23 protein-coding genes, 1 riboswitch and 1 other annotated feature are annotated in these 21934 nt (G+C 26.3%); of the genes, 21 read left to right on the top strand and 2 right to left on the bottom strand.

All coding sequences use genetic code 11. The features are described 5' to 3' along the window. The first annotated feature begins 55 nt into the window (after nucleotides 1-55). The 6 genes from J2Z53_RS01190 (at nucleotide 56) to J2Z53_RS01165 (ending at nucleotide 7538) form a co-directional block, all read left to right on the top strand. Entirely contained in the window at nucleotides 56-2116 is a 2061-nt protein-coding gene (locus J2Z53_RS01190) for a DUF262 domain-containing protein (protein ID WP_209795395.1), read from the top strand. Between the two features lie 75 nt (nucleotides 2117-2191). After that, entirely contained in the window at nucleotides 2192-2605 is a 414-nt protein-coding gene (locus J2Z53_RS01185) for an HIT family protein (RefSeq protein ID WP_209795394.1), read from the top strand. 8 nt (nucleotides 2606-2613) lie between these two features. Then, a complete protein-coding gene (locus J2Z53_RS01180; protein WP_209795393.1) occupies nucleotides 2614-5106 on the top strand; it encodes a DEAD/DEAH box helicase family protein in 2493 nt (830 codons plus the stop codon). A 3-nt stretch (nucleotides 5107-5109) separates the two neighbouring features. Beyond that, entirely contained in the window at nucleotides 5110-5418 is a 309-nt protein-coding gene (locus tag J2Z53_RS01175) for a nucleoside triphosphate pyrophosphohydrolase (RefSeq protein WP_209795392.1), read from the top strand. Between the two features lie 201 nt (nucleotides 5419-5619). Further along, a complete protein-coding gene (locus J2Z53_RS01170; protein ID WP_209795391.1) occupies nucleotides 5620-6771 on the top strand; it encodes a double-cubane-cluster-containing anaerobic reductase in 1152 nt (383 codons plus the stop codon). An 8-nt stretch (nucleotides 6772-6779) separates the two neighbouring features. Continuing rightward, nucleotides 6780-7538, top strand: a complete 759-nt coding sequence (locus J2Z53_RS01165; RefSeq protein ID WP_209795390.1) for an acyl-CoA dehydratase activase — start codon at nucleotides 6780-6782, stop codon at nucleotides 7536-7538. Between the two features lie 114 nt (nucleotides 7539-7652). Here J2Z53_RS01165 and trpS read toward each other — a convergent pair whose 3' ends face one another. Next, complete coding sequence (gene trpS, locus J2Z53_RS01160; protein ID WP_209795389.1) at nucleotides 7653-8669, bottom strand: tryptophan--tRNA ligase; 1017 nt, start codon at nucleotides 8667-8669, stop codon at nucleotides 7653-7655. Between the two features lie 53 nt (nucleotides 8670-8722). Continuing rightward, nucleotides 8723-8984, bottom strand: a binding site (T-box leader). A 132-nt stretch (nucleotides 8985-9116) separates the two neighbouring features. On the opposite strand from trpS, the gene yaaA reads away from it, so the two are divergent. Together yaaA and J2Z53_RS01150 are read left to right on the top strand one after the other, a co-directional pair. Next, nucleotides 9117-9884: a peroxide stress protein YaaA gene (gene yaaA / locus J2Z53_RS01155; protein ID WP_209795388.1), complete on the top strand. Its 768-nt coding sequence runs from the start codon at nucleotides 9117-9119 to the stop codon at nucleotides 9882-9884. An 83-nt stretch (nucleotides 9885-9967) separates the two neighbouring features. Beyond that, a complete protein-coding gene (locus tag J2Z53_RS01150; RefSeq protein WP_209795387.1) occupies nucleotides 9968-10180 on the top strand; it encodes a hypothetical protein in 213 nt (70 codons plus the stop codon). Nucleotides 10181-10210: 30 nt separating this feature from the next. Here J2Z53_RS01150 and J2Z53_RS12890 read toward each other — a convergent pair whose 3' ends face one another. Next, nucleotides 10211-10336, bottom strand: coding sequence for a hypothetical protein (locus J2Z53_RS12890; protein ID WP_268835729.1), 126 nt, complete (start codon nucleotides 10334-10336; stop codon nucleotides 10211-10213). 141 nt (nucleotides 10337-10477) lie between these two features. Between J2Z53_RS12890 and J2Z53_RS01145 the strand changes: the two genes are divergently transcribed. The 13 genes from J2Z53_RS01145 to fabF all read left to right on the top strand — a co-directional run bounded on the left by J2Z53_RS01145 (nucleotide 10478) and on the right by fabF (nucleotide 21927). After that, complete coding sequence (locus J2Z53_RS01145; protein ID WP_209795386.1) at nucleotides 10478-10690, top strand: hypothetical protein; 213 nt, start codon at nucleotides 10478-10480, stop codon at nucleotides 10688-10690. Nucleotides 10691-10826: 136 nt separating this feature from the next. Next, nucleotides 10827-11711 (top strand): NAD-dependent epimerase/dehydratase family protein, encoded by an 885-nt coding sequence (locus J2Z53_RS01140; protein ID WP_209795385.1) that lies wholly within the window; start codon nucleotides 10827-10829, stop codon nucleotides 11709-11711. Nucleotides 11712-11825: 114 nt separating this feature from the next. Next, complete coding sequence (locus tag J2Z53_RS01135; protein ID WP_209795384.1) at nucleotides 11826-12242, top strand: DUF3592 domain-containing protein; 417 nt, start codon at nucleotides 11826-11828, stop codon at nucleotides 12240-12242. A gap of 40 nt (nucleotides 12243-12282) precedes the next feature. Continuing rightward, nucleotides 12283-12384, top strand: a riboswitch (purine riboswitch). Nucleotides 12385-12458: 74 nt separating this feature from the next. Further along, entirely contained in the window at nucleotides 12459-13853 is a 1395-nt protein-coding gene (locus tag J2Z53_RS01130; RefSeq protein WP_209795383.1) for an NCS2 family permease, read from the top strand. A 182-nt stretch (nucleotides 13854-14035) separates the two neighbouring features. Beyond that, nucleotides 14036-15043, top strand: coding sequence for a serine hydrolase (locus tag J2Z53_RS01125; RefSeq protein ID WP_209795382.1), 1008 nt, complete (start codon nucleotides 14036-14038; stop codon nucleotides 15041-15043). Nucleotides 15044-15127: 84 nt separating this feature from the next. Next, nucleotides 15128-15964 (top strand): MBL fold metallo-hydrolase, encoded by an 837-nt coding sequence (locus J2Z53_RS01120; protein ID WP_209795381.1) that lies wholly within the window; start codon nucleotides 15128-15130, stop codon nucleotides 15962-15964. A gap of 217 nt (nucleotides 15965-16181) precedes the next feature. Next, a complete protein-coding gene (locus J2Z53_RS01115) occupies nucleotides 16182-16634 on the top strand; it encodes a MarR family winged helix-turn-helix transcriptional regulator (RefSeq protein WP_209795380.1) in 453 nt (150 codons plus the stop codon). A gap of 10 nt (nucleotides 16635-16644) precedes the next feature. Then, the gene (locus tag J2Z53_RS01110) at nucleotides 16645-17622 is read left to right on the top strand and encodes a beta-ketoacyl-ACP synthase III (protein ID WP_209795379.1); all 978 of its coding nucleotides are present in this window, start codon (nucleotides 16645-16647) and stop codon (nucleotides 17620-17622) included. A 48-nt stretch (nucleotides 17623-17670) separates the two neighbouring features. Beyond that, the gene (acpP, locus tag J2Z53_RS01105; RefSeq protein WP_209795378.1) at nucleotides 17671-17895 is read left to right on the top strand and encodes an acyl carrier protein; all 225 of its coding nucleotides are present in this window, start codon (nucleotides 17671-17673) and stop codon (nucleotides 17893-17895) included. A 149-nt stretch (nucleotides 17896-18044) separates the two neighbouring features. Beyond that, nucleotides 18045-18983, top strand: coding sequence for an enoyl-[acyl-carrier-protein] reductase FabK (fabK, locus tag J2Z53_RS01100; protein WP_209795377.1), 939 nt, complete (start codon nucleotides 18045-18047; stop codon nucleotides 18981-18983). Continuing rightward, nucleotides 18976-19917 carry an ACP S-malonyltransferase gene (gene fabD / locus J2Z53_RS01095; protein ID WP_209795376.1) on the top strand — a complete coding sequence of 314 codons (942 nt, stop codon included), beginning with the start codon at nucleotides 18976-18978 and terminating at the stop codon, nucleotides 19915-19917. The genes fabK and fabD overlap by 8 nt, the downstream gene beginning before the upstream one ends. Before the next feature lie 9 nt (nucleotides 19918-19926). Next, on the top strand, nucleotides 19927-20667 hold the full coding sequence (gene fabG, locus J2Z53_RS01090) for a 3-oxoacyl-[acyl-carrier-protein] reductase (protein ID WP_209795375.1): 741 nt from the start codon (nucleotides 19927-19929) through the stop codon (nucleotides 20665-20667). Between the two features lie 21 nt (nucleotides 20668-20688). After that, nucleotides 20689-21927: a beta-ketoacyl-ACP synthase II gene (gene fabF / locus J2Z53_RS01085; protein ID WP_209795374.1), complete on the top strand. Its 1239-nt coding sequence runs from the start codon at nucleotides 20689-20691 to the stop codon at nucleotides 21925-21927. Nucleotides 21928-21934 lie beyond the last annotated feature (7 nt).

The following is a 21934-nucleotide window of genomic DNA, read 5'->3' as shown; positions in this document are numbered from 1 at the left end:
ATTTGAATTGAAAAACATTATAATAATATACTATAAAAATTGAGAGGGATATAAAATGAAGGCTAATGAAAAATGGTTATTAAGATTTTTAGATAGTTCAGATACAAACTTTGTAATACCAGTATATCAAAGAAATTACGATTGGAAAAAAGAACAATGTAAGCAATTATATGATGATTTAGTAAATGTAGTTAAATATGATTACAAATCACATTTTTTTGGAACTATAGTTTCAATTTATAATGATTCATCAAGAGATAGAGAATATTTAATTATAGATGGGCAACAAAGAATAACAACAGTATCTTTAATACTTCTAGCTATCTATAATATATTAAACAAAGGTAGACTTAAAAGCGATAAAATAAGAAAAGAGAAAATATATAATCAATATTTAGTTAATCCTTATATGGATGATGATAGCAAGTTGAAATTAAAACCTATTAAAGATGATAGAAAAGCTTTTGAAAATATATTTAATGATGAAGAATTAAATGAAGAATCAAATATATCATCAAATTATAAATATTTTTATGAGAGAATTATTGATGGAGAAATATCTTTAGATGAATTATATTCAGCAATAGAAAGATTAATGATTGTTGAAATTGAACTTAAAAATGGTGAAGATGATCCACAGTTAATATTTGAAAGTTTAAACTCAACAGGGCTTGATTTAACAGATGCAGATAAGGTTAGAAATTTTATACTTATGGATAAGACATCAAAAGAGCAAGAAAATCTTTATAATAATTATTGGAATAAAGTTGAAAAAAATACTCTTTATAATGTAACAAGTTTCATAAGAGATTATATGACAATGAAAGAAAAAAGAATTTCTAATATAAGTAAAGTATATATAAATTTTAAATCTTATATAAAGGATAATAATATAGATATAAAAGAGTGTTTAAAAGATATTCTTAAATATTCAGAGTATTACAATAAGATATTAACGAGTAATACTGGAGTAAAAGAAGCAGACGAGCACCTACAAAAGATTAATAAGCTTGAAGTAAGAGTTTCATATCCTTGTTTACTTGAGGTAATTGATGATTATAATAATGGAACAATAACATCAGAAGATTTAACTGAAATATTTAAAGTAATAGAAAGTTATATTTTTAGAAGAATAATGTGTGGAGTGGCAACTAATGCTTTAAACAAAGTATTTATGAATTTATGTAAGGAAATAAAATCTCATAGGGATTATGAAAATAATTATGTTGAAGTTTTTAAATATGTGTTAGCTAATAAAAATTTATCTCAGCGTATACCAGATGATACGGAATTTAAAAGAAACTTTCTTGAAAATAATGTTTATAATTGGAAAAGTAAAAATAAGCTTTATCTTTTAGAAAGACTAGAAAATTATAATAATACTGAAAAAGTTGCTATAGAGAAATTAGTAGAGCAAAATGAATTAAGTATAGAACATATTATGCCTCAAAATTTAACTCCAAGTTGGATAGAAATGCTTGGTGAAAACTATGAGGAAGTTAAAGAAAAATATCTTCATACAATAGGTAATTTAACACTTACAGGATATAATTCTCAAATGAGTAATAGACCATTTCATGAAAAGAAAAATATAGAGGCTGGATTTAATAATAGTAGATTAAAACTCAATAAATATGTTGCATCAGTAGATAAATGGAATGAAGAAGAAATAAAGAAGAGAGGCGAAATTCTATTTGATTTAGCTAAAGAAATATGGGAATATCCATATACTGATTATAAGATAGAAAAGGAAAAAGAAAATTTATTTTATCTTTCAGAAGAAGAAGATTTAACAAATTCAAAAGTTAAAGGATTTTCATTTATGGGAATAGAGAGGTCTTGTAAAACATGGACTGAACTGTTTGAAGAAGTATGTAAGATGTTGTATGATTTAGATTCTGTTATATTTAGAAAAATAACAAAAAAAGATTTTGGTGATGAGTATTTAAATAAAAGATTTAGTTCAAGTAATAAAGATATAAGAGCTGAAGTAAGACTTGCAGAGGATGTTTATGTAGAGAAAAATTTAAATACTAATGCAAAAATATATACTTTAAGAATTTTATTGGATGAGTATGGAATTGATTATAATGAATTAAGTTATTATATAGAATAAGTAGTAAAAAAGGTACTAATTAAGTTTCTTAATTAATACCTTTTTTATGTTTAAATTTATACTTTATTCTAATATATGTTAAAATATTTACATAAAACAAATAAGGAGAAAATTATGGATTGTTTATTTTGTAATTACAAAAAAGAAGACTACATAGCAGAAAACAATTTATGTTTTGCTATATATGATAAATTTCCAGTAAATGAAGGACACGTTCTTATAATACCAAAAAGACATTTTCAAAATTATTTTGATGCCACAGAAGAAGAAATAAAAGCAATGTATAGCTTATCAAAAGAGATAAAAGAAATTTTAGATGAAAAATACAATCCAGATGGATATAATATTGGAGTAAATGTTGGCTTCTATGGTGGACAAACTATAATGCATCTTCATATGCACATTATTCCAAGATATAAGGGAGATATAGAAAATCCAAGAGGTGGAATAAGAAGAATAAAAGAGCAATTAGTTTTTTATAATGGTTAGGAGAAGTTATGAAAAATAAAGCAATAGAAAAAGAGATTAGTATAACAGAAATAAAAGAAAAGGGAATAGAAGAAAATATTAATTGTATAACAGGTGGAGATAGTAATTTTCTTATACATAAATTAAGAGATTCTTTTAAAAGAGAAAAAAGGGTTGATATAATTGTTGCTTTTTTAAGAGAAACAGGAGTTAAGCTTCTAAATAATGATTTAAAGGTTGCATTAGAAAATGGATGTAAAATAAGAATACTTACAGGTAATTATCTTGGTATAACAGAGCCATCTGCTTTATATTTAATGAAGGATATATTAGAAGATAAAGCTGATATGAGATTTTATAAGGACTCTAAAAGGTCTTTTCATCCTAAAGCATACATATTCTATTATGAAAATGGAAAGGGAGATATATTTATAGGCTCATCAAATATTTCAAAATCTGCTTTAACATCAGGGTTAGAATGGAATTATAGACTTAAAAAAGAGCAAAACGAAGAAGATTTTAATTATTTTTGCAAAGAGTTTGAAAATTTATTTTTAAATGAGTCAATAATATTAAATGATCAGGAACTTAAAAAATATTCTAAGTCATGGAAAAAACCTAAAATATATAAGACAGGGAATATAGAGGATAATAATTCTTGTGATAATAATATTATTCCATTATTTTCTCCAAGAGGTGCTCAAATTGAAGCTTTAGTAGAACTTAAAAGATTAAGAGAAGATGGAATGGATAAGGGGATTGTTGTAGCTTCAACTGGTATAGGTAAAACTTATCTTGCAGCTTTTGATTCTTTGGAATTTAATAGAGTATTATTTATAGCTCACAGAGAGGAAATATTAAATCAAGCTGAAGAAAGTTTTAAAAATGTACGAAATAATTTAAAAACAGGATTTTTTAGAGGGGAATCAAAGGATAAGGATGCAGATGCTCTTTTTGCTTCTGTGCAAAGCCTTGGCAAGGAAGAATATTTAAATGAAAATTGGTTTTCTAAAGATTATTTTGATTATATTGTAATAGATGAATTTCATCATTCAGTTACAAAAAATTATCAAAACATAATAAACTATTTTAATCCTAAATTTTTACTTGGTATAACAGCAACGCCAGAGAGGATGGATAATAGAGATGTATTCTCAATATGTGATTACAACATAGCCTATGAGATAAGGCTTAGGGAGGCTATTAATAAAGGTTATCTTTGTCCTTTTAGATATTATGGTATTTATGATGAAACAGTAGATTATAACAATATAAATATTAAAAATGGGAAATACAATGTTTTAGAACTTGAAAAAGCTTTAATGCTTGATAGGAGAGCTAATTTAATACTTAAACATTATAAAAAATTTAATTCAAAACAGGCTTTAGGATTTTGTTCTTCAAAGGCTCATGCTGAATATATGGCAAGATATTTTAGTGAAAATGGAGTAAAATCCTGTGCTGTATATAGTGATTCAAAGGGTGAATATTCTTTAAATAGAGAAGAAGCTCTTAATAGGTTAAAAAATAATGAAATAAATATAATTTTTTCAGTTGATATGTTTAATGAAGGTGTAGATATAAAATCTTTAGATATGGTTATGTTTTTAAGACCTACAGAATCTCAAACTGTATTTATGCAGCAGCTTGGAAGAGGTTTAAGATTAGATAAAAATAAAGAGTATGTAAATGTACTTGATTTTATAGGTAACTATAAAAAGGCAGATATGATTCCAAAGCTTATTGGAGGAATTAAGCCAAAGGATAGAAGCATTTCTAATAATCCTAATTATTTTGAATATCCAGAGGATTGTTATATAGATTTTGATTTTGAACTTGTGGATTTATACAAGAAACTTTTAAGTAAGGAAATGAAGTTTGAAGAAAAATTAAAGGAAGAATTTTATAGAGTTAAAGAATATATAAATAAAATTCCAAACAGAGAAGAATTTATAACTTTAATGGATGGAGAAATTTATGGAGAAGTTAGAAAAAAAGGAAAGAAAAGTCCTTTTAGAAACTATTTAGCTTTTTTAGATTCTATTGATGAATTAAATATTTACGAAAAAGCTTTAAAAGGTACAATTGCAGAAGAATTTATTAATTATATAGAATCAACCAATATGAGTAAAACTTATAAAATGCCAATACTTTTAGCCTTTTATAATAATGGAAATATGAAACTTTCAATTAGTGAGGATGATATATATAAATCTATGAAAGAATTTTATAGTAAACCTTCTAATAAGCAGGACATTATAGGTAAAAATAATAAAGATTTTTTAGAAAAATGGGAGAAAAAAGACTATATTAAAAAAGCTAAAGAAATGCCTCTTAAATTTTTATTAAATTCTGGCAGTAAATTCTTTTCTTTTGAAGGAAAAGATTTTACAATAACAAAAGAATTAGAAGAATTCTTAAGTAATGATATATTTAAAGAAAATGTTATTGATTCAATTAATATGAGAGTAATTGAATATTACAAAAATAGAGGAATAAATAATGCTAATGAGGAGGACTAATATATGAAAAAATATAATAAATTAGTTAGAGATAATATACCAAAAATAATAGAAGATTCAAATAAAACTTGCGTAATAGAAGTTGTAACTGGAAAAGAAAAAGAAGAATATTTAGAGGAAAAATTAAAAGAGGAAGTAAATGAATATTTAGAAGATAAAAATTTAGAAGAGCTTGCAGATGTAATGGAAGTTTTATGTGCCCTTGCTGATAATCTAGGATATAAGGAAGAAGATCTTTTAAATAAAAGGGAAGAAAAAAAGTTAGAGCGAGGAGGCTTTAAAAAAGGAATAATACTTAAAGAAGTTAAATAAATAAAAAAAGTACTGTTTAAATTTAGACAGTACTTTTTTATTTAAATTATTTAGTTTTAAAATCTATATTATTAATTAATATAAAGTTAACAATAGTATTTAGTTTATAATTGAAAAATTGTGGTAATATTTAATTGTATACGTTACCATAAATAAAAATTAATGCATTTAAAATAAATTGTAAAGGGGAGTTTAGAATTTATGGATTTACAAAAGAATTTACCAGAAATATTCAATGAATTTGGAGAAGGAAGAAGAAATGCCTTTATAAAAGCAAAGGAATTAAAGGATAAGGATATTCCTTTAATAGGAGTATTTTGTACATATTTTCCACAGGAGTTAGCATTAGCAATGGGAGCTGCAACTGTATCACTTTGTGCAAGTTCAGATGAAACAATACCAGATGCTGAAAAGGATTTACCACGTAATTTATGTCCATTAATTAAATCAAGTTATGGTTTTGGAAAAACTGATAAATGTCCTTTCTTTTATTTTTCAGATTTAGTAATAGGAGAAACAACTTGTGATGGTAAGAAAAAGATGTATGAATATCTTTCAGAATTTAAGCCAGTTCATGTTATGCAACTTCCAAATTCTCAAACAGAAGATGGATTAAAATTATGGAAAAATGAGATTATAAGACTTAAAGAACGTCTTGAAGAAATGTTTAATGTAAAAATAACAGAAGAAGATATTAAAAAAGCAATTAAAATAAAAAATAATGAGAGAAAAGCATTAAAAAGATTTTATGAGCTTGCAAAAAAGGAACCAGTTCCAGTGCTAGGACAAGATATATTTAAAGTTTTAAATGGAACAACATTTAGTTTTGAAAGAGATAAAATACCAGCTCAAATGGATGAATTAATTGAAAAGATTAATACTGAATATGAAAAGGAAAAGAAATATGATAAAAAGCCACGTATACTAATTACAGGATGCCCAATAGGTGGTGCTACAGAAAAGGTTATTAAAGCAATTGAAGATAATGGTGGACATGTTGTTGCCTTTGAAAATTGTAGTGGAGCAAAGGCTGTTGAAGATTTAGTTGATGAAGATAATCCAGATGTTTATGATGCATTAGCTCGTAAATATTTATCTATTGGATGTTCTTGTATGACAGCAAATCCAAACAGAATAAAACTTTTAGATAAAATGATTGATGAATATAAAGTTGATGCAGTTGTTGATGTTATATTAACAGCTTGCCACACATATAATGTTGAAACTTTATCAATAAAGAGATTTGTAAATGATGAAAAGAATAAACCTTATATGAGTGTTGAAACTGACTTCTCAGAATCTGACATTGGTCAATTAAATACTAGAATGGCTGCATTTATTGAAATGCTATAGGAATTTTTATGAATACTTATACTTTAGGCATTGATTCAGGATCAACAACAACAAAAGGTGTTTTATTTGATGGTAAAAATATAGTAAAGACTTTAATTATAAAAACAGCAGCAAAACCAAAGGAGAGTATTTATAAAGTTTTTAATGAACTTTATAGTGATTCTGTAAAATATGTAGTAAGTACAGGCTATGGAAGAAATCTTTTAAAAGAAGCAGACAAAAAGATAACAGAAATAACTTGTCACGCTCAAGGAGCAGCCTTTTTAAATCCAAATATTAGAGCTGTTATTGATATTGGTGGACAAGATTCAAAGGCTATTTTATTAGATAGATCTTTAAATGTTGTAGATTTTTTAATGAATGATAAGTGTGCAGCAGGTACAGGTAGATTTATTGATGTTATGATGAGAATATTAGAAGAAGATATTAATAATATTGATGAATTTGTAGAAGGTAAAACTCCTGTTAATATATCAAGTATGTGTACCGTTTTTGCAGAAAGTGAAATAATAAGTCTTCTTGCAAATGATGTAGATAGGGGAGATATTGCCCTTGGAGTAGTTCATTCTATAAGTAAGAGAACTTCAAATTTTGCACAAAGGTTAAATATAGAAGGCGATGTATTTTTTAGTGGTGGACTTGCTACATCAAAAGTTTTTAAGGAAACATTAGAAAGTTACTTAAATAAAAAAGTTTATACTCATAAATTAAGTCAATTTGCAGGTGCAATTGGAGCTGCAGTTATAGGATTTAGAAAAATAAAATAGTTTATAAAAATAAGATGTATAAAAAAGAAATTTTTATACATCTTATTTAATTTAAAAAGCAAAAATATAATGGATTTATAAAGTGTTTAATTTAAAGTGTATTATAGTAAATAATTATTTAGTAAAATAATTTATACCTATTGCATCACGAACTTCAGTAAGAGTTTTTGATGCAGTTTCACGAGCCTTATTACTACCATCTAAAAGTATTTTATATAAAAGCTCTTTATCTTTTGCAAATTCTTTTCTTCTATTTCTAATTGGCTCAAGTTCAGCTTGTAAAACTTCATTTAAATATCTTTTTACCTTAACATCACCAAGGCCACCTTTTGTATATTGAAGTTTAAGTTCTTCTATATATTTTTTATCCTTTCCAAAGGCATCTAAATACATAAATACTGGATTGTTTTTAACTTCCCCAGGATCTGAAACTTTTATATGATTTGGATCTGTATACATACTCATAACTTTTTCTTTTATTACATCAGCTTCATCTGAAAGATATATAGCATTTCCAAGAGATTTACTCATTTTAGCTTTACCATCAATACCAGGAAGTCTTTTACAACTAGTTTGTGGAATTAAAGCTTCAGGTTCTACTAATACATCACCATAAATTGAATTAAAACTTCTAACTATTTCTCTAGTTTGTTCAATCATAGGTAATTGATCTTCTCCAACAGGAATTTTAGTTGCTTTAAAGGCAGTAATGTCAGCAGTTTGGCTTACTGGATATATTAAAAATCCAGCTGGAATACTTGTATTAAATCCTCTTAATTTTATTTCTTCTTTTATAGTAGGGTTACGTTCAAGTCTTGAAAGAGTAACTAAATTTAAATAATGCATTGTTAATTCATTTAATTCAGGTATTTGAGATTGTACAAAAATTGTTGTTTTACTTGGATCTATTCCAACAGCTAAGTAATCTAAAGTTACTTCTAATAAACTATTTCTTATTTTTTCAGGGTTTCTAGCGTTATCAGTTAAAGCTTGTTGGTCTGCAATCATAATAAAATTTTCATAATTTCCTGTTTCTTGTAATTCATATCTAGTTCTAAGAGAACCTACATAGTGTCCTAAATGTAATTTACCAGTTGGTCTATCTCCTGTAAGCATTATTTCTTTTTTCATATTAAAAAACTCCTCTCATAATTAAAAAATAATAAAAAAACTCCGTCCTAAATAAATAGGACGGAGATAATATCCGCGGTACCACCTAATTTGCATAATAAATTAATTTATTATACCTCTTAATTTCAAGTACTAACATACTCTAACCTTTGTAACGTAAGGTAAACGATATAAGATACTCTCTTTTAAAAAGATTTCCCCCTATTCCTCTAAGGTCCATTCATTAAATTCTTTCTTGCTAAGTTCTCACCAAAATACTTAAAGCTCTCTTTATTGAACCTAAATTTAATTACTTCTCCTTATCAACGGATTAATGTATTAGATTTAAATAAATCTTAACTCTTATAATTTTTTTTGTCAATAGGTTACATTTAAGAAATTAAAAAACAATTTATAAAGTATTTATGTTATTATTTTATTTAAGAAAGTAAGTAATAGGAGGAAAATATGATAGTAATTTTATCACCAGCAAAAAAAATAGAAATAAAAAAATTAAATTATAATATAGATTTAACAGAAGTAAGATTTAAAAGTGAAGCAAAGAAATTAAATAAAAGATTAAAAGAGTTTAATCCAGATGAATTAGCTTCTTTAATGAAAATTTCAGAAAAATTAAGAGATGATACTTTTTCAAATATTCATAAATGGACTATAGAAAAAGAAGAGAACTTATTTCCAGCTATTTTAGGATTTAATGGTGAAGCTTTTAGAGGACTTAATATAGAATCATATTCTAAAGAAGATTTAGAATATGCAAATAATCATTTAAGAATTTTATCAGGTCTTTATGGAGTTTTAAGACCTTTAGATTTAATAGCTAGTTATAGATTAGAAATGGGAACTAAATTAACTATTGGAGATAATAAAGATTTGTATTCTTTTTGGAATGATAAAATAAACAAGCTATTAATTAAGGATATAAAAGAAAGTGAAAGTGATATTTTAGTGAATTTAGCATCTAATGAATATTCAAAATCTGCAAAATTATCCAAAATGAACGGAATTAAAATAATAAATCCTATATTTAAAGAATTTAAAAATGGAAAGTATAAAGTTGTAACTGTTCATGCAAAGAGAGCTAGAGGTCTTATGGCTACATTTATTATAAAAAATAAAATAAATGATATTTCAGGATTGAAGAAATTTAATGAAGAAGGGTATGTATATAGAGAAGATTTAAGTAACAATACTGATATGGTATTTACTTTAGGATAATTAGCATTAAGTTAACAATTTAAACATAAATAAATATGTTAATATATTAAAGTAAGAATTTTTAAACTGAGGAGGATTATATTATGGTATACTTAGTAATTGCGAATATAATTATAGTTATTGTAATGCTTATATTATTTTTTATAGCATCAAGTATTTTCAGAAAGGTTGCTGAAGGTAAAGGAAGTATGGAAGTTGAAGGTAAAAAGGCAAAGAAGTATATGATTACCTCTGTCATATTAGTTCCTATCAGTTTATTGTTAACTTTATATATGATATTTACTATATTAAAATAAAAATGAAACCCTATTAAATTTAATAGGGTTTCATTTTTTATTTTTTTTATTTAATGTTTCATCTCTAGATTTTTTTATTCTAATGATATTACGAGTCATTAAAATTATTACAAATATTAAAGGTAGTCCAATTATTAAATATAATAATAGTTTCATAAGATACCTCCTATTTTATTTAATTAATATAATATACATTCTACAACATATGTATAAAATACTCTATATTATTAAATATAAGATTTAAAATTTATGTGAAAATATGATAATATGTAAATAAAGGTTAGGAGGGATTTTATTATGTTATTATTAGCAATTATTATTATATTAATGATTACATTTTTTATAAAATCTATAAGTACATTTAAAAAGGCTAAAAAAGAAAATTGTGATGAAGATAAATTAAGGGAAATAAATAAAAAGGCAAGCAGATATATGATTATATCCGTTATATTAGTCCCAGTTTTTATATTTCTTTCATTTAAAATTATTATTGAATATTTCTTATTTTAAAAAAGCAACTCAAAATAATTTGGGTTGCTTTTTGTACAAGTTACTTTGTAATTTGGATAATATATTTAAATATAGTATCATATAATTAAGCAAGATATGAGATTATTATTATATTAATATGAAAGGATTTTTTGCTATGAGTAAAGTTTTGGTATTTGGTGGGACGAGATTTTTGGGAAAGGAGCTTGTAAAAGAGCTTTTAATTAATGGACATGATGTAACAATAGCAACAACAAAAGAAATGGAGGATAGTTTTAAAGATAAAGTTAAACGTATATTTGTAAATAAAAGAGATTATAATGATTTATCTAATGCTTTAAAGGATAAAGAATATGATGTAGTTTATGATACTATTTCATATAGCTCAAATGACGGAATAAGAATGTGCAAAGCTTTAAATGGAAAGATTAAAAAATATATAGTTGTTTCTTCAATTGCAGTATATGATTATGGTAATAATTTAGGTGAAAAATGTTTTGATCCTAATAAATATAATATAGTTATGGGAGAAAAGGAAGATTTTTCATATAAAGAAGGTAAAAGATTAATGGAAGCTTCAACATATAAAAATGCTAAATTTAAAGTAATAGCTGTTAGATTTCCAGTTGTTATAGGAAAAGATGATTCTTCAGAAAGACTTTTAACATATATTAAAAAAGTAAAAAACAAAGAAACTATTTATTCTACTAAATTAAATTCATATATGAATATGATAACTCAAAATGAAGCAGGAATATTTTTAGCTTGGCTTTTAGATAAGGATATACACGGACCTATAAATGCTGCTTGTATTGGAAAAATAAGTATAAAAGGAATAATAAATTCTATTGAAGATGAATTAAAAATAGAAGGAATTGTAAACAACAATATAGATAAAGAAGAAACTTCTCCTTATAATAAATGGACTGATATTACAATGGATATAAAAAATATAATGGAAATTGGTGGATATAGGTTTAAAGAAGTCCATTCAGAAGTTAGAGATATTATAAAATATTATAAAAATAATTTTAACATATAGATTATTATATTTAATTAAAATTAACGTTCTATTTTTATAAGGCTCCTTTAACATTATGCAAAATATTAACATATAATGTATTAAATATTACTTTACCATAATGGAGGGAGAGATATGGAAGCACATATGTTATTAATTATAGGGATTATGTTATTAGTTGTTTCTATAGTTTTATTTTTTGTTAAATATAATATTTATAAAAATGGAATAAGAGTATTAGGAAAAGTAATAGATATTAAACAATGCAATGAAGCAATATTAGATGAGTTTAATCAAGCAACCTTTATAACTTTATATAGACCTGTAATCGAATTTACCACTTTAGATGGAGAAAAGATAACATTTATTCACAATGATATTAAAAGTGAAAAAAGCTTAGCTGTTGGAAATGAAATTAAAATCGTTTACAACAGGAAGAAGTCGAAGGATTTTTATGTAGATGATAAGATGGAATTTTTTAGACTTCCTATAATTTTAGTAGTAGTGTCAATATTATTTTTTGCTTTTTCAATTACTTTATATTTGATTTAGTAAAAATTACATTGCAAAATTCTAGAATGTTGTAGTATAATGATTAGAAAAGAATATACCCCATATAAGTCTGATAATAGGGTTCAGATGTTTCTATGAGAAAACCATTAATTTTTTCACTATGGGTAAAAAGCAAAGTGAATTTTAAAACTAGTATTGGTTTATCTAAAACCTACTAGTTTTTTTATTTTATACAAAATAAAATGGAGGAAAATAATGAAAAACATTATAGAAAAAGTATTTAAACTTAAAGAAAACAAAACAAATGTTAAGACAGAAATAATTGGTGGTTTAACAACTTTTGTTACATTTGCATATGCACTTTTAGTAATTCCAAACATATTAAAGATGGGGGGAATGAACTCAGCGGGACTTAAAGGTGATGCAGCAGCAAATCTTACAATGGCTCATGACCCAATTATTGCATCTGCTTTTGCATCTGTTTGTATAGCAGCAGCAGTTGGAACATTAATAATGGCATTTCATGCTAATTTACCTTTTGTTTTAGCCCCAGGTTTAGGATTAGTATCATTTTTTGCTTATAATATATGTTTAAAATTAAATTTTTCATGGCAAGAGGGATTAGCAGCAGTATTTATTTCAGGGGTTTTATTTATAATTATTACCTTAACATCTATTAGAGAGAAAATAGTACAGGCAATCCCTAAAAATTTAAAATTTGCAATAACAGCAGGTATAGGGCTTTTTATTGCTTTAATAGGATTAAAAAGTGGAGGAATAGTTGTTGCAAGTGAAGGAACATTAGTTGCTTTTGGAGATTTTACTAACAAAGCAGTTATTTTAACAATAATAGGATTAATCATTGGAGTTATTCTTATGGCCAAAAGAGTAACAGGTGCAATGCTTATTGGAATAATTGTTACAACAATAATAGGTATTCCAATGGGGGTTACAAATCTTCAAGGAATGAAGATTTTTTCAATTCCTACTATAGGAAGTACATTCTTTGCAATGGACTTAAAAGGATTGTTAACAAGTAATGGTGGTGGATTTTTAGGTGCTTTACTTACTGTATTTATGGTTGTAATTACTTTAAGTTTAGTAGATCTTTTTGATACAATTGGAACTTTGCTTGGAACGGCTCAAAGTTCTGGTATGGTTGAAGCTGACGGAGAAGTTAAAAATTTAAGAAAAGCTCTTACATCTGATGCAGTTGGAACAACTTGTGGTGCTATACTTGGAACTACAACTCTTGCAACAGTAGTTGAATCAGCATCTGGAATAGCAGCAGGAGCAAGAACAGGTCTTTCAAATGTTGTAGTAAGCATAATGCTTATATTATCATTATTTTTTAGTGGATTAGTTGGAATAGTTCCTCAAAGTGCAACAGCACCAGCTTTAATTATTGTTGGTATACTTATGATGAGTGCAGTTACTCAAATTGATTTTTCAGATTTTACTGAAGCAGTTCCAGCATTCTTTACTATAGCAATGATGCCATTTACTTATTCAATAGCAAATGGAATAGCAATAGGAATGATTTTTTATCCAATAGGAAAGATAGCTACAGGAAAAGGTAAAGAAGTACATAAACTTTTATATATATTTGCAATATTATTTATTTTAAGATTTATTCTTATGCCAGATTAATAAAAATAACCTATGTAATAAAAATACATAGGTTATTTTTTTGTTTTATAATATGCGAAAAATAAAGTAGATAATTATTTTACAAGTAATAAAAATTATTTAATGAATTTAATAAATGGATTAACTTTAAATAGATTATATTTTTTTTAAGACTTTGATATAATATAGTTGGAGGGGATGCAATGGAGAAAAAGAGGAGAATATTAACAATATCTACAATAACTGTAGTATCATTAATTATTATTTTAGGAAGAGCTAAAGGAGCAAAATTTTTTGCAAATACTAAAAAATATGAATTTAAGAAAAATACTATTAATCAATGTAATCAATTAAAAGATGAGGAAAAAACAAAAAAAGATAAGAAATTGCAATTAGTTTATGATAAAGAGTTTACAAAAATTAAAGATACTATAGATTATTATGTAAAGGATTCAAAAGATTATGGAATTTATTATAAAGATTTAGTTTCAAAAAATACATATGAATATAATGCAGACAAGCCATTTCTTGCAGCTAGTACAATAAAGGTTTCATTAGTTATGGATATAGCAGATAAAATTCAAGAAGGAAAGCTTTCTAAAAATGGGAGTGTAAGGTATATAAGTTGCGATTACGAAGGAGGATGTGGAGTATTACAAGGAAATACAGCAAAGCTTAGACATCCTATTAAGTATACAGAATTAATGAAATATGCTATTGTTTATTCAGATAATATTGCAACACATATGTTACTTAGGTTATCTGGAAATCTTGATAAATACATAAAAAATATATGTGGTGAAAAGAGAAAGTCTGGAGGAAATTATATAACGGCAAAACAACAAGGACTTATTTTGGAAAGGTTATATAATAATCCCAAAAAGAATCCTATGTATAATGATATAATTAAAAACATGAAAAATACAGTATTTCATGATAGACTAGATAAATATATACCACATGAAATATGTGCCCATAAAATAGGTGATTATAAATCCTGTGTTCATGATACAGGAATAATATTTACTAAAAATCCTTATATAATAACTGTTTATACAGAAAACAGGATATCAAGTGCAGATAGAACAATTTCAGATTTATCTAAAAAAATATATGACATACATATAGAAAGTGAAAAAGAAATTAATAATATAGAAAAGGATTATAAGAAAAAAATTAATGAAATAGAATCTAAATATAAAAATAAATAGAATTAGTTATTAAAAGGCAAATGGTATAAGATAGTATAATATTATCATTTTGCCTTTAATTTTTAGTATAGGAGTATTTGATTTATGAAGATAACAACTGTTATTGAAAACAATAAAAAAGAAAATAGCAATTTAAAGAATGAACATGGCTTATGTTATTTTATTGAAGAAGGGGATTTAAAAATATTATTTGATACTGGACAAACAAAAAAGGCATTATCAAATTTTAATAAATTAAACTTACCCCTTGAAAAAATAGACTATATAATATTAAGTCATGCTCATTATGATCATGCTGGTGGATTTAAATATTTTATAAATAGTATTGAAAATAAGCCAATGGTTATAATTGGAGCTAATTTTTTTAATAGATCAAATAAATATCATTTAAAAAATGGTTATGAAAAATATATAGGGATTAATTTTGATGAAAAATTTTTAAAAGAAAATAAAGTAGATTATAAAGAAATATATAATATTTTTAAAATTGGAAATCATATGTATGCAATTTCTAATTTACAAAGTTTCAAAGAAGAAGAGATAAATCTTAAAGATTATTATGATATATTATATAGAAAAGACAATGGTATACCTAAAAAAGATAATTTTAAAGAAGAAATAGTTTTAGTAATAGAAAAGGAAGAGGGGATAGTTCTTATAACTGGTTGTGCCCATACAGGTATTATTAATAGTATTTCAAAAGTTCAAAAAATTATAGGTAAGAAAGTAATTGAAGTAATAGGTGGAATTCATCTTTCAAAAAATTCTTTAGAGGAAAATATGAAAGTTTCAGAGGAGTTAAAAAAACTAAACATTAAAAAATTTTCTTTATGTCATTGTAGTGGAGAGAAGATTATTAACATTTTAAAAAATGAAGGAAATAAAGTTATAGAAGTTTTTACGGGAAGTGTAATTAAATAAATTAATACATGAATTCAATATTCCTTAATAAAAAATTAACTAAATAATACCATAGTTTTTTCTAAAAACAAGTAAATGTTTTATTGACAAATTAAGTTGTTTGTATTATATTTTGATTATCAAATAATTTGAATTATAAAATATTTGACATAATTGATTTATTCATTAAAAATATTTATAGTATATATAGAATATACAAAGTATGGAGGATTTATTAATGGATAAAAATAAAAAAGTATTAAATGAATTATTGGTACAAATTTTTAATGATATACTTCAAATTGAAGAGAGAGCATTAAAACAAGGAGTAATTAATGATTTATCAGTAACAGAAATGCATACAATAGAGGCAATTGGAATGTATACAGAAAGAACAATGTCAGAAGTAGCTGGAGATTTAAAAATTACTGTTGGAACATTAACAACAGCAATTAATAAATTAATTAAAAAAGAATATGTAGAGAGAAAAAGAATCGAAGAAGATAGAAGAGTTGTTTTAATTAAATTAACTAAAAAAGGAAAGCTTGCGTATAGATTACATGAGAAATTCCATAGCGATATGATTAATGCAACTATTAAAGGACTATCAGAAGATGAGGAAAAAGTTCTTATGTCCTCATTAGAAAGATTAAATGAGTTCTTTAAAGTGGAGTACAACTTAAATAATTAAGGAGAAAATAATGAAGAAAGTAAAAATTAAAGGTGTAGGTTCTTATATTCCTTCAAGAATAGTTACTAATAATGATTTAAGTGAATTAGTAGAAACAAATCATAAGTGGATAATTGAAAGAACAGGAATTTGTGAAAGAAGGATATCAGAAGGTGAAGATACATCAAGTATTTCTTATAAATCAGCAATTGCTGCACTAGCATCATCAAATATTGAAGGTAATGAATTGGATTTAATAATAGTTGCAACTATTACTCCAGATTCATTTACTCCATCAGTTGCATGTATTCTTCAAAAGAAATTAGGAGCGATAAATGCAACAGCCTTTGATATTAATGCAGCATGTACAGGATTTATTTATGCATTAGAAGTTGGGGAAAGTTTACTTAAAACAGGTAGATATAAAAATGCCCTTATAGTTGGAGCTGAAACTCTTTCTAAAATTGTTAACTGGAAAGATAGAAGTACTTGCATACTTTTTGGAGATGGTGGAGGAGCTGCTGTTATAGAAGTGTCTGAAGATGATGAAAGTGGAATTATAAATACTTATTCAATTTCAGAAGGAGATAAAGGAGATGCATTAACTGCAGAAGCAAATAGTGTAATAAATCCTTTTGTAAAGGAAGAAAACATTAAAGAGCAGTATATTAAAATGAATGGAAGAGAAGTATTTAAATTTGCAACTAGAGCAATGGTTACGTCTATAAATAAAGTATTAGAAAATACAGGCTACACATTAGATGATGTAGATTATATTATTCCACATCAAGCTAATTTAAGAATAATAGATTATGCTGCAAGAAAGCTTAATCTTGAAATGGAAAAGTTTTATACAAACTTAAATAAAGTTGGAAATACATCATCAGCATCTGTTCCAATAGCACTAGCAGATTTAAATAAAGAAGCCAAATTAAAGACTGGAGATTTAATTGTGTTAGTTGCTTTTGGTGGAGGATTAACTTGTGGTGCTACATTAATTAAGTGGTAATTATAAATTAAAATATATAGATTTTTGTAAATTATGGAGGTAAGAAATATGATATTTGAAGAAATTAGAGAAGTTGTTTGTGAACAATTAGGAGTAGATGAAAGTGAAGTAACAATGGACACTACATTTGAAGATTTAGGAGCAGATTCACTTGATTTATTTCAAGTTGTAATTGAAATTGAAGAAAAGTTTGGAATTCAATTAGAGGATGCAGAAAGCATTAAAAGCATAAAAGATGCAGTAGACTATGTTGAAAAAAAGAAGAATAACTAATTATTTTTAAGGCTACAATCTGTTGCTCATGGTAGTTTTAATTAGAGTTAACAGAATATTCTGAAAATAAAATCGGGCCTTAATTTAAAGCCCGATTTTATTTATTATGGATAAATTAAGTTTTATAAGTAATTTTAGGAGGAACTTTAATGAGTAATAGAGTTTGCAAAATATTAAATATTAAATATCCAGTACTTCAAGGTGGAATGGCTTGGATTGCAGATGCATCTTTAGCAGCTGCTGTAAGTGAGGCTGGTGGTCTTGGAATAATTACTGGAACAGCACCAATTGAATGGATAAGAGAAGAAATAAGAAAAGCTAAAAAAATTACAAATAAACCTTTTGGAGTAAATATAATGCTTATGTCTGAACATGCAGATGAAGTAGCAAAACTTGTTTGTGAAGAAGGAATTTCAGTAGTTACAACAGGTGCAGGAAGTCCAGGAAAATATATGGAAATGTGGAAATCTCATGGAATAAAGGTTATTCCAGTTGTTGCATCAGTTGCTCTAGCAAAGAGAATGGAAAAGATGGGAGCAGATGCAATTATTGCAGAAGGTAATGAATCAGGAGGTCATGTTGGTCAACTTACAACTATGACTTTAATTCCACAAGTTGCAGATGCTGTAAAAATACCAGTAATAGCTGCTGGTGGAATAGGAGATGGAAGAGGAACTGCTGCTGCCTTTATGCTTGGAGGAGAAGGAATTCAAGTTGGAACTAGATTTTTAGTTGCTAAAGAATGTACAGTACATCAAAATTATAAAAATAAAGTTTTAGGGGCTAAAGATATTGATACAGATGTAACTGGAAGATCAACTGGTCACCCTGTTAGAGTAATAAAAAATAAATTATCTAGAGAATTTCAAAAATTAGAAAAAAATAATGGAACAATTGAAGAATTAGAAAACCTTGGAAAAGGATCTCTTCCAAAAGCAGCAATAGAGGGAGATGTTATTAATGGTTCTGTTATGGCAGGTCAAATATCTGGACTAATTAATAAAGAAGAAAGCTGCAAGGAAATAATAGAAGATTTAATTAATGGAGCTAAAGATACAATTTCAAAATTTGGAGGTTTATATGAGTAGTGAAAATATTGCTATATTATTTGCAGGTCAAGGATCTCAATATATAGGAATGGGAAAGGATTTATACGAAAATATTAAAGAGTGCAGGGAAGTTTTTGATAAAGGTGAAGAAATATTAAATATGAATATTAAAGATTTAATATTTAGTGGTAATGAAGATAATTTAAAGCTTACAGAAAATGCACAACCTGCTATATTACTAACTTCTTTAGCGATCATAAAAGTATTAGAAAAAAATGGAATAATTGGAGATTATACAGCTGGACTTTCCCTTGGAGAGTATGGAGCTTTAATTTATGGAGGAGCATTAGACTTTTCAGATGGATTAAAACTTATAAAGGAAAGAGGCAGAATTATGGGAAGCTCTCTTCCAAAAGGTCTTGGGAAAATGGCAGCTATATTAAAATTAAATAATGAAAAAATAGAAGAACTTTTAAATAGAGCTTCAAAGTTTGGAATAATTGAATGTGCAAATTATAACTGTCCAGGTCAAATTGTTGTATCAGGAGAAAATAAAGCAATAGAAGAAGCTGTAAAAATAGCAAAGGAACTTGGAGGGCTTGGAGTACCACTTAATGTAAGTGGTCCATTTCATAGTTCATTACTTAAAGATGCAAGTTTTGAATTTTTAAAGGAACTTGAAAAAGTTAAATTTAATAAATTTAATAAAATAGTTTATTCAAATATTTCAGGACTTCCATATAAAGATGAAGATAATTTAAAAGATATTTTAAGAAAACATATAATGTCATCAGTATTATTTGAAAAAACTATAAGGGATATGTTAGACAAAGGTGTTGATACATTTATAGAAGTAGGTCCTGGAAAATCTCTTAGTGGATTTGTTAAAAAGATTAATAGAAAAGTAAAAATTTATAATATAGAAAATTTGGAATCATTAAATAAAATTATAAAAGAAATGAAGGAGCAATAGGAGGGTTATATGTTAAAGGATAAATGTGCAATAGTGACGGGAGCTTCAAGAGGAATAGGAAAGGCAATAGCAAAAAAGTTAGCTTCTCTTGGGGCAAATATTGTTTTAAATTATAGAAGTAATGAAGAAGAGGCAGAAAAGGTAAAAGAAGAACTTCTAAGTATGGGAATAGATGTACTTTTATATAAATGTGATATAAGCAATAGTAAAGATGTAGAAGGAATGATTAAGGCAGCTAAAGAAAAGTTTGGGAAAATAGATATAATGATTAATAATGCAGGTATAACAAAAGATACTTTAATTTTAAGAATGAAAGAAGAAGATTTTGATAATGTTATAGATGTAAATTTAAAGGGAGTATTTAACTGCTTAAAAGGTATAACACCAGTAATGGTTAGACAAAAATATGGAAAAATAGTTAATTTATCATCTGTTGTTGGATTAGTTGGAAATGCAGGTCAAGTAAATTATGCAGCATCAAAAGCTGGAGTAATTGGAATGACTAAGTCATTAGCTAAAGAAGTTGGTAGTAGAGGAGTTACAGTTAATGCTATAGCACCAGGATTTATTGATACTGATATGACAGATATTCTTGGAGAAAAATACAAAGAAGAAATAAAAAAAAGCATACCACTTAAAAGACTTGGTAACCCTGAAGATGTTGCAAATATGGTAGCATTTTTAGTATCAGATGAAGCATCGTATGTAACAGGTCAAGTTATGAATGTAGATGGTGGAATGGTAATGTAAATTTTTTGGAGGAATTTTTTTATGAATAGAAGAGTTGTAGTTACTGGAATGGGAGCATTAACTCCAATTGGAAATAATGTAGAAGATTTTTGGAATAATGCAAAAATTGGAAAGCTTGGAATAGACTATGTAACATTAGTTAATAAAGACGAGGTTAGTGTTAAAGTTGCTGGAGAAGTTAAAAATTTTGATGGAGCAGCACTTTTAGGTAAAAAAGAAAGTAAAAGATTAGATAGATTTTCTCAATTTGCACTAGTTGCAACAGAAGAAGCAATTAAATCATCAGGATTAGATTTAGAAAATATGGATAAGAATAGAATAGGAGTTTTGGTTGGTTCTGGCATTGGAGGATTTCAAACTATTGAAACTGAAATAACTAAAATGGTTGAAGGATCAAAAAGGGTATCTCCATTTTTTATACCAATGGCAATAATAAATATGGCAGCTGGTAATATATCTATAAAATATGGATTTAAAGGACCTTCAACTTCTATTGTAACAGCTTGTGCTACAGGGACTAACAGCATAGGTGAAGCTTTTAGACAAATAAAACATGGTTATGCAGATGTTATGATAGCAGGTGGTGTTGAAGCACCAATTACTAAAATAGGAATAGAAGGTTTTGCAAGTCTTAAAGCTCTTAATACATCAAATGATCCAAAGAAGGCATCAATTCCTTTTGATAAAGATAGAAGTGGATTTGTAATGGGGGAAGGAGCTGGAATATTAGTTCTTGAAAGTTTAGAATCTGCTAAAAATAGAGGGGCTAAAATTTTAGCAGAAGTTGTTGGGTATGGAAGTACTTGTGATGGATATCATATAACATCACCAGATCCAGAAGGAGAAGGCGCTGCTAGAGCAATGCTTGATGCAATAAATGAGGCTTCAATTAAAAAAGAAGAAATTTCATATATAAATGCTCATGGAACTTCTACACCTTTAAATGACAAATTTGAAACAAGAGCTATAAAAAAAGCATTTGGAGAAGATGCTTATAAAATACCTGTTTCTTCAACTAAATCAATGACAGGACATCTTTTAGGAGCAGCAGGTGCTATTGAAGCAATAATTTGTGTAGAAGCTTTATTAGATAATTTTGTGCCACCAACAATTGGTTATGAAACAGCTGATGAAGAATGTGATTTAGATTATGTACCTAATATTGGAAGAGAAAAAGAAGTTAATTATGTTTTAACAAATTCATTAGGATTTGGTGGTCATAATGCAACACTATTATTTAAGAAGTGGAATGAAAAATAGGAGGTTA

Source organism: Clostridium moniliforme, assembly GCF_017873235.1.
Lineage (GTDB): Bacteria > Bacillota > Clostridia > Clostridiales > Clostridiaceae > Clostridium > Clostridium moniliforme.
Note: the sequence above shows the minus strand (reverse complement) of the source record. Positions and strands in the feature narration are given on the sequence as shown.

Excerpts from the sequence above, each read along its gene's own strand:
- acpP (WP_209795378.1), top strand. The coding sequence starts at position 17,671 with ATGATATTTGAAGAAATTAGAGAAGTTGTTTGTGAACAATTAGGAGTA.
- fabG (WP_209795375.1), top strand. The coding sequence starts at position 19,927 with ATGTTAAAGGATAAATGTGCAATAGTGACGGGAGCTTCAAGAGGAATA.
- J2Z53_RS01150 (WP_209795387.1), top strand. The coding sequence starts at position 9,968 with ATGGTATACTTAGTAATTGCGAATATAATTATAGTTATTGTAATGCTT.
- J2Z53_RS01170 (WP_209795391.1), top strand. The coding sequence starts at position 5,620 with ATGGATTTACAAAAGAATTTACCAGAAATATTCAATGAATTTGGAGAA.
- J2Z53_RS01165 (WP_209795390.1), top strand. The coding sequence starts at position 6,780 with ATGAATACTTATACTTTAGGCATTGATTCAGGATCAACAACAACAAAA.
- trpS (WP_209795389.1), bottom strand. The coding sequence starts at position 8,669 with ATGAAAAAAGAAATAATGCTTACAGGAGATAGACCAACTGGTAAATTA.
- J2Z53_RS01180 (WP_209795393.1), top strand. The coding sequence starts at position 2,614 with ATGAAAAATAAAGCAATAGAAAAAGAGATTAGTATAACAGAAATAAAA.
- J2Z53_RS01110 (WP_209795379.1), top strand. The coding sequence starts at position 16,645 with ATGAAGAAAGTAAAAATTAAAGGTGTAGGTTCTTATATTCCTTCAAGA.
- J2Z53_RS01120 (WP_209795381.1), top strand. The coding sequence starts at position 15,128 with ATGAAGATAACAACTGTTATTGAAAACAATAAAAAAGAAAATAGCAAT.
- J2Z53_RS01140 (WP_209795385.1), top strand. The coding sequence starts at position 10,827 with ATGAGTAAAGTTTTGGTATTTGGTGGGACGAGATTTTTGGGAAAGGAG.
- J2Z53_RS01115 (WP_209795380.1), top strand. The coding sequence starts at position 16,182 with ATGGATAAAAATAAAAAAGTATTAAATGAATTATTGGTACAAATTTTT.
- J2Z53_RS01175 (WP_209795392.1), top strand. The coding sequence starts at position 5,110 with ATGAAAAAATATAATAAATTAGTTAGAGATAATATACCAAAAATAATA.
- yaaA (WP_209795388.1), top strand. The coding sequence starts at position 9,117 with ATGATAGTAATTTTATCACCAGCAAAAAAAATAGAAATAAAAAAATTA.
- J2Z53_RS01185 (WP_209795394.1), top strand. The coding sequence starts at position 2,192 with ATGTTAAAATATTTACATAAAACAAATAAGGAGAAAATTATGGATTGT.
- J2Z53_RS01125 (WP_209795382.1), top strand. The coding sequence starts at position 14,036 with ATGGAGAAAAAGAGGAGAATATTAACAATATCTACAATAACTGTAGTA.
- fabK (WP_209795377.1), top strand. The coding sequence starts at position 18,045 with ATGAGTAATAGAGTTTGCAAAATATTAAATATTAAATATCCAGTACTT.
- J2Z53_RS01135 (WP_209795384.1), top strand. The coding sequence starts at position 11,826 with ATGGAAGCACATATGTTATTAATTATAGGGATTATGTTATTAGTTGTT.
- fabD (WP_209795376.1), top strand. The coding sequence starts at position 18,976 with ATGAGTAGTGAAAATATTGCTATATTATTTGCAGGTCAAGGATCTCAA.
- J2Z53_RS12890 (WP_268835729.1), bottom strand. The coding sequence starts at position 10,336 with ATGAAACTATTATTATATTTAATAATTGGACTACCTTTAATATTTGTA.
- J2Z53_RS01190 (WP_209795395.1), top strand. The coding sequence starts at position 56 with ATGAAGGCTAATGAAAAATGGTTATTAAGATTTTTAGATAGTTCAGAT.
- J2Z53_RS01130 (WP_209795383.1), top strand. The coding sequence starts at position 12,459 with ATGAAAAACATTATAGAAAAAGTATTTAAACTTAAAGAAAACAAAACA.
- fabF (WP_209795374.1), top strand. The coding sequence starts at position 20,689 with ATGAATAGAAGAGTTGTAGTTACTGGAATGGGAGCATTAACTCCAATT.
- J2Z53_RS01145 (WP_209795386.1), top strand. The coding sequence starts at position 10,478 with ATGTTATTATTAGCAATTATTATTATATTAATGATTACATTTTTTATA.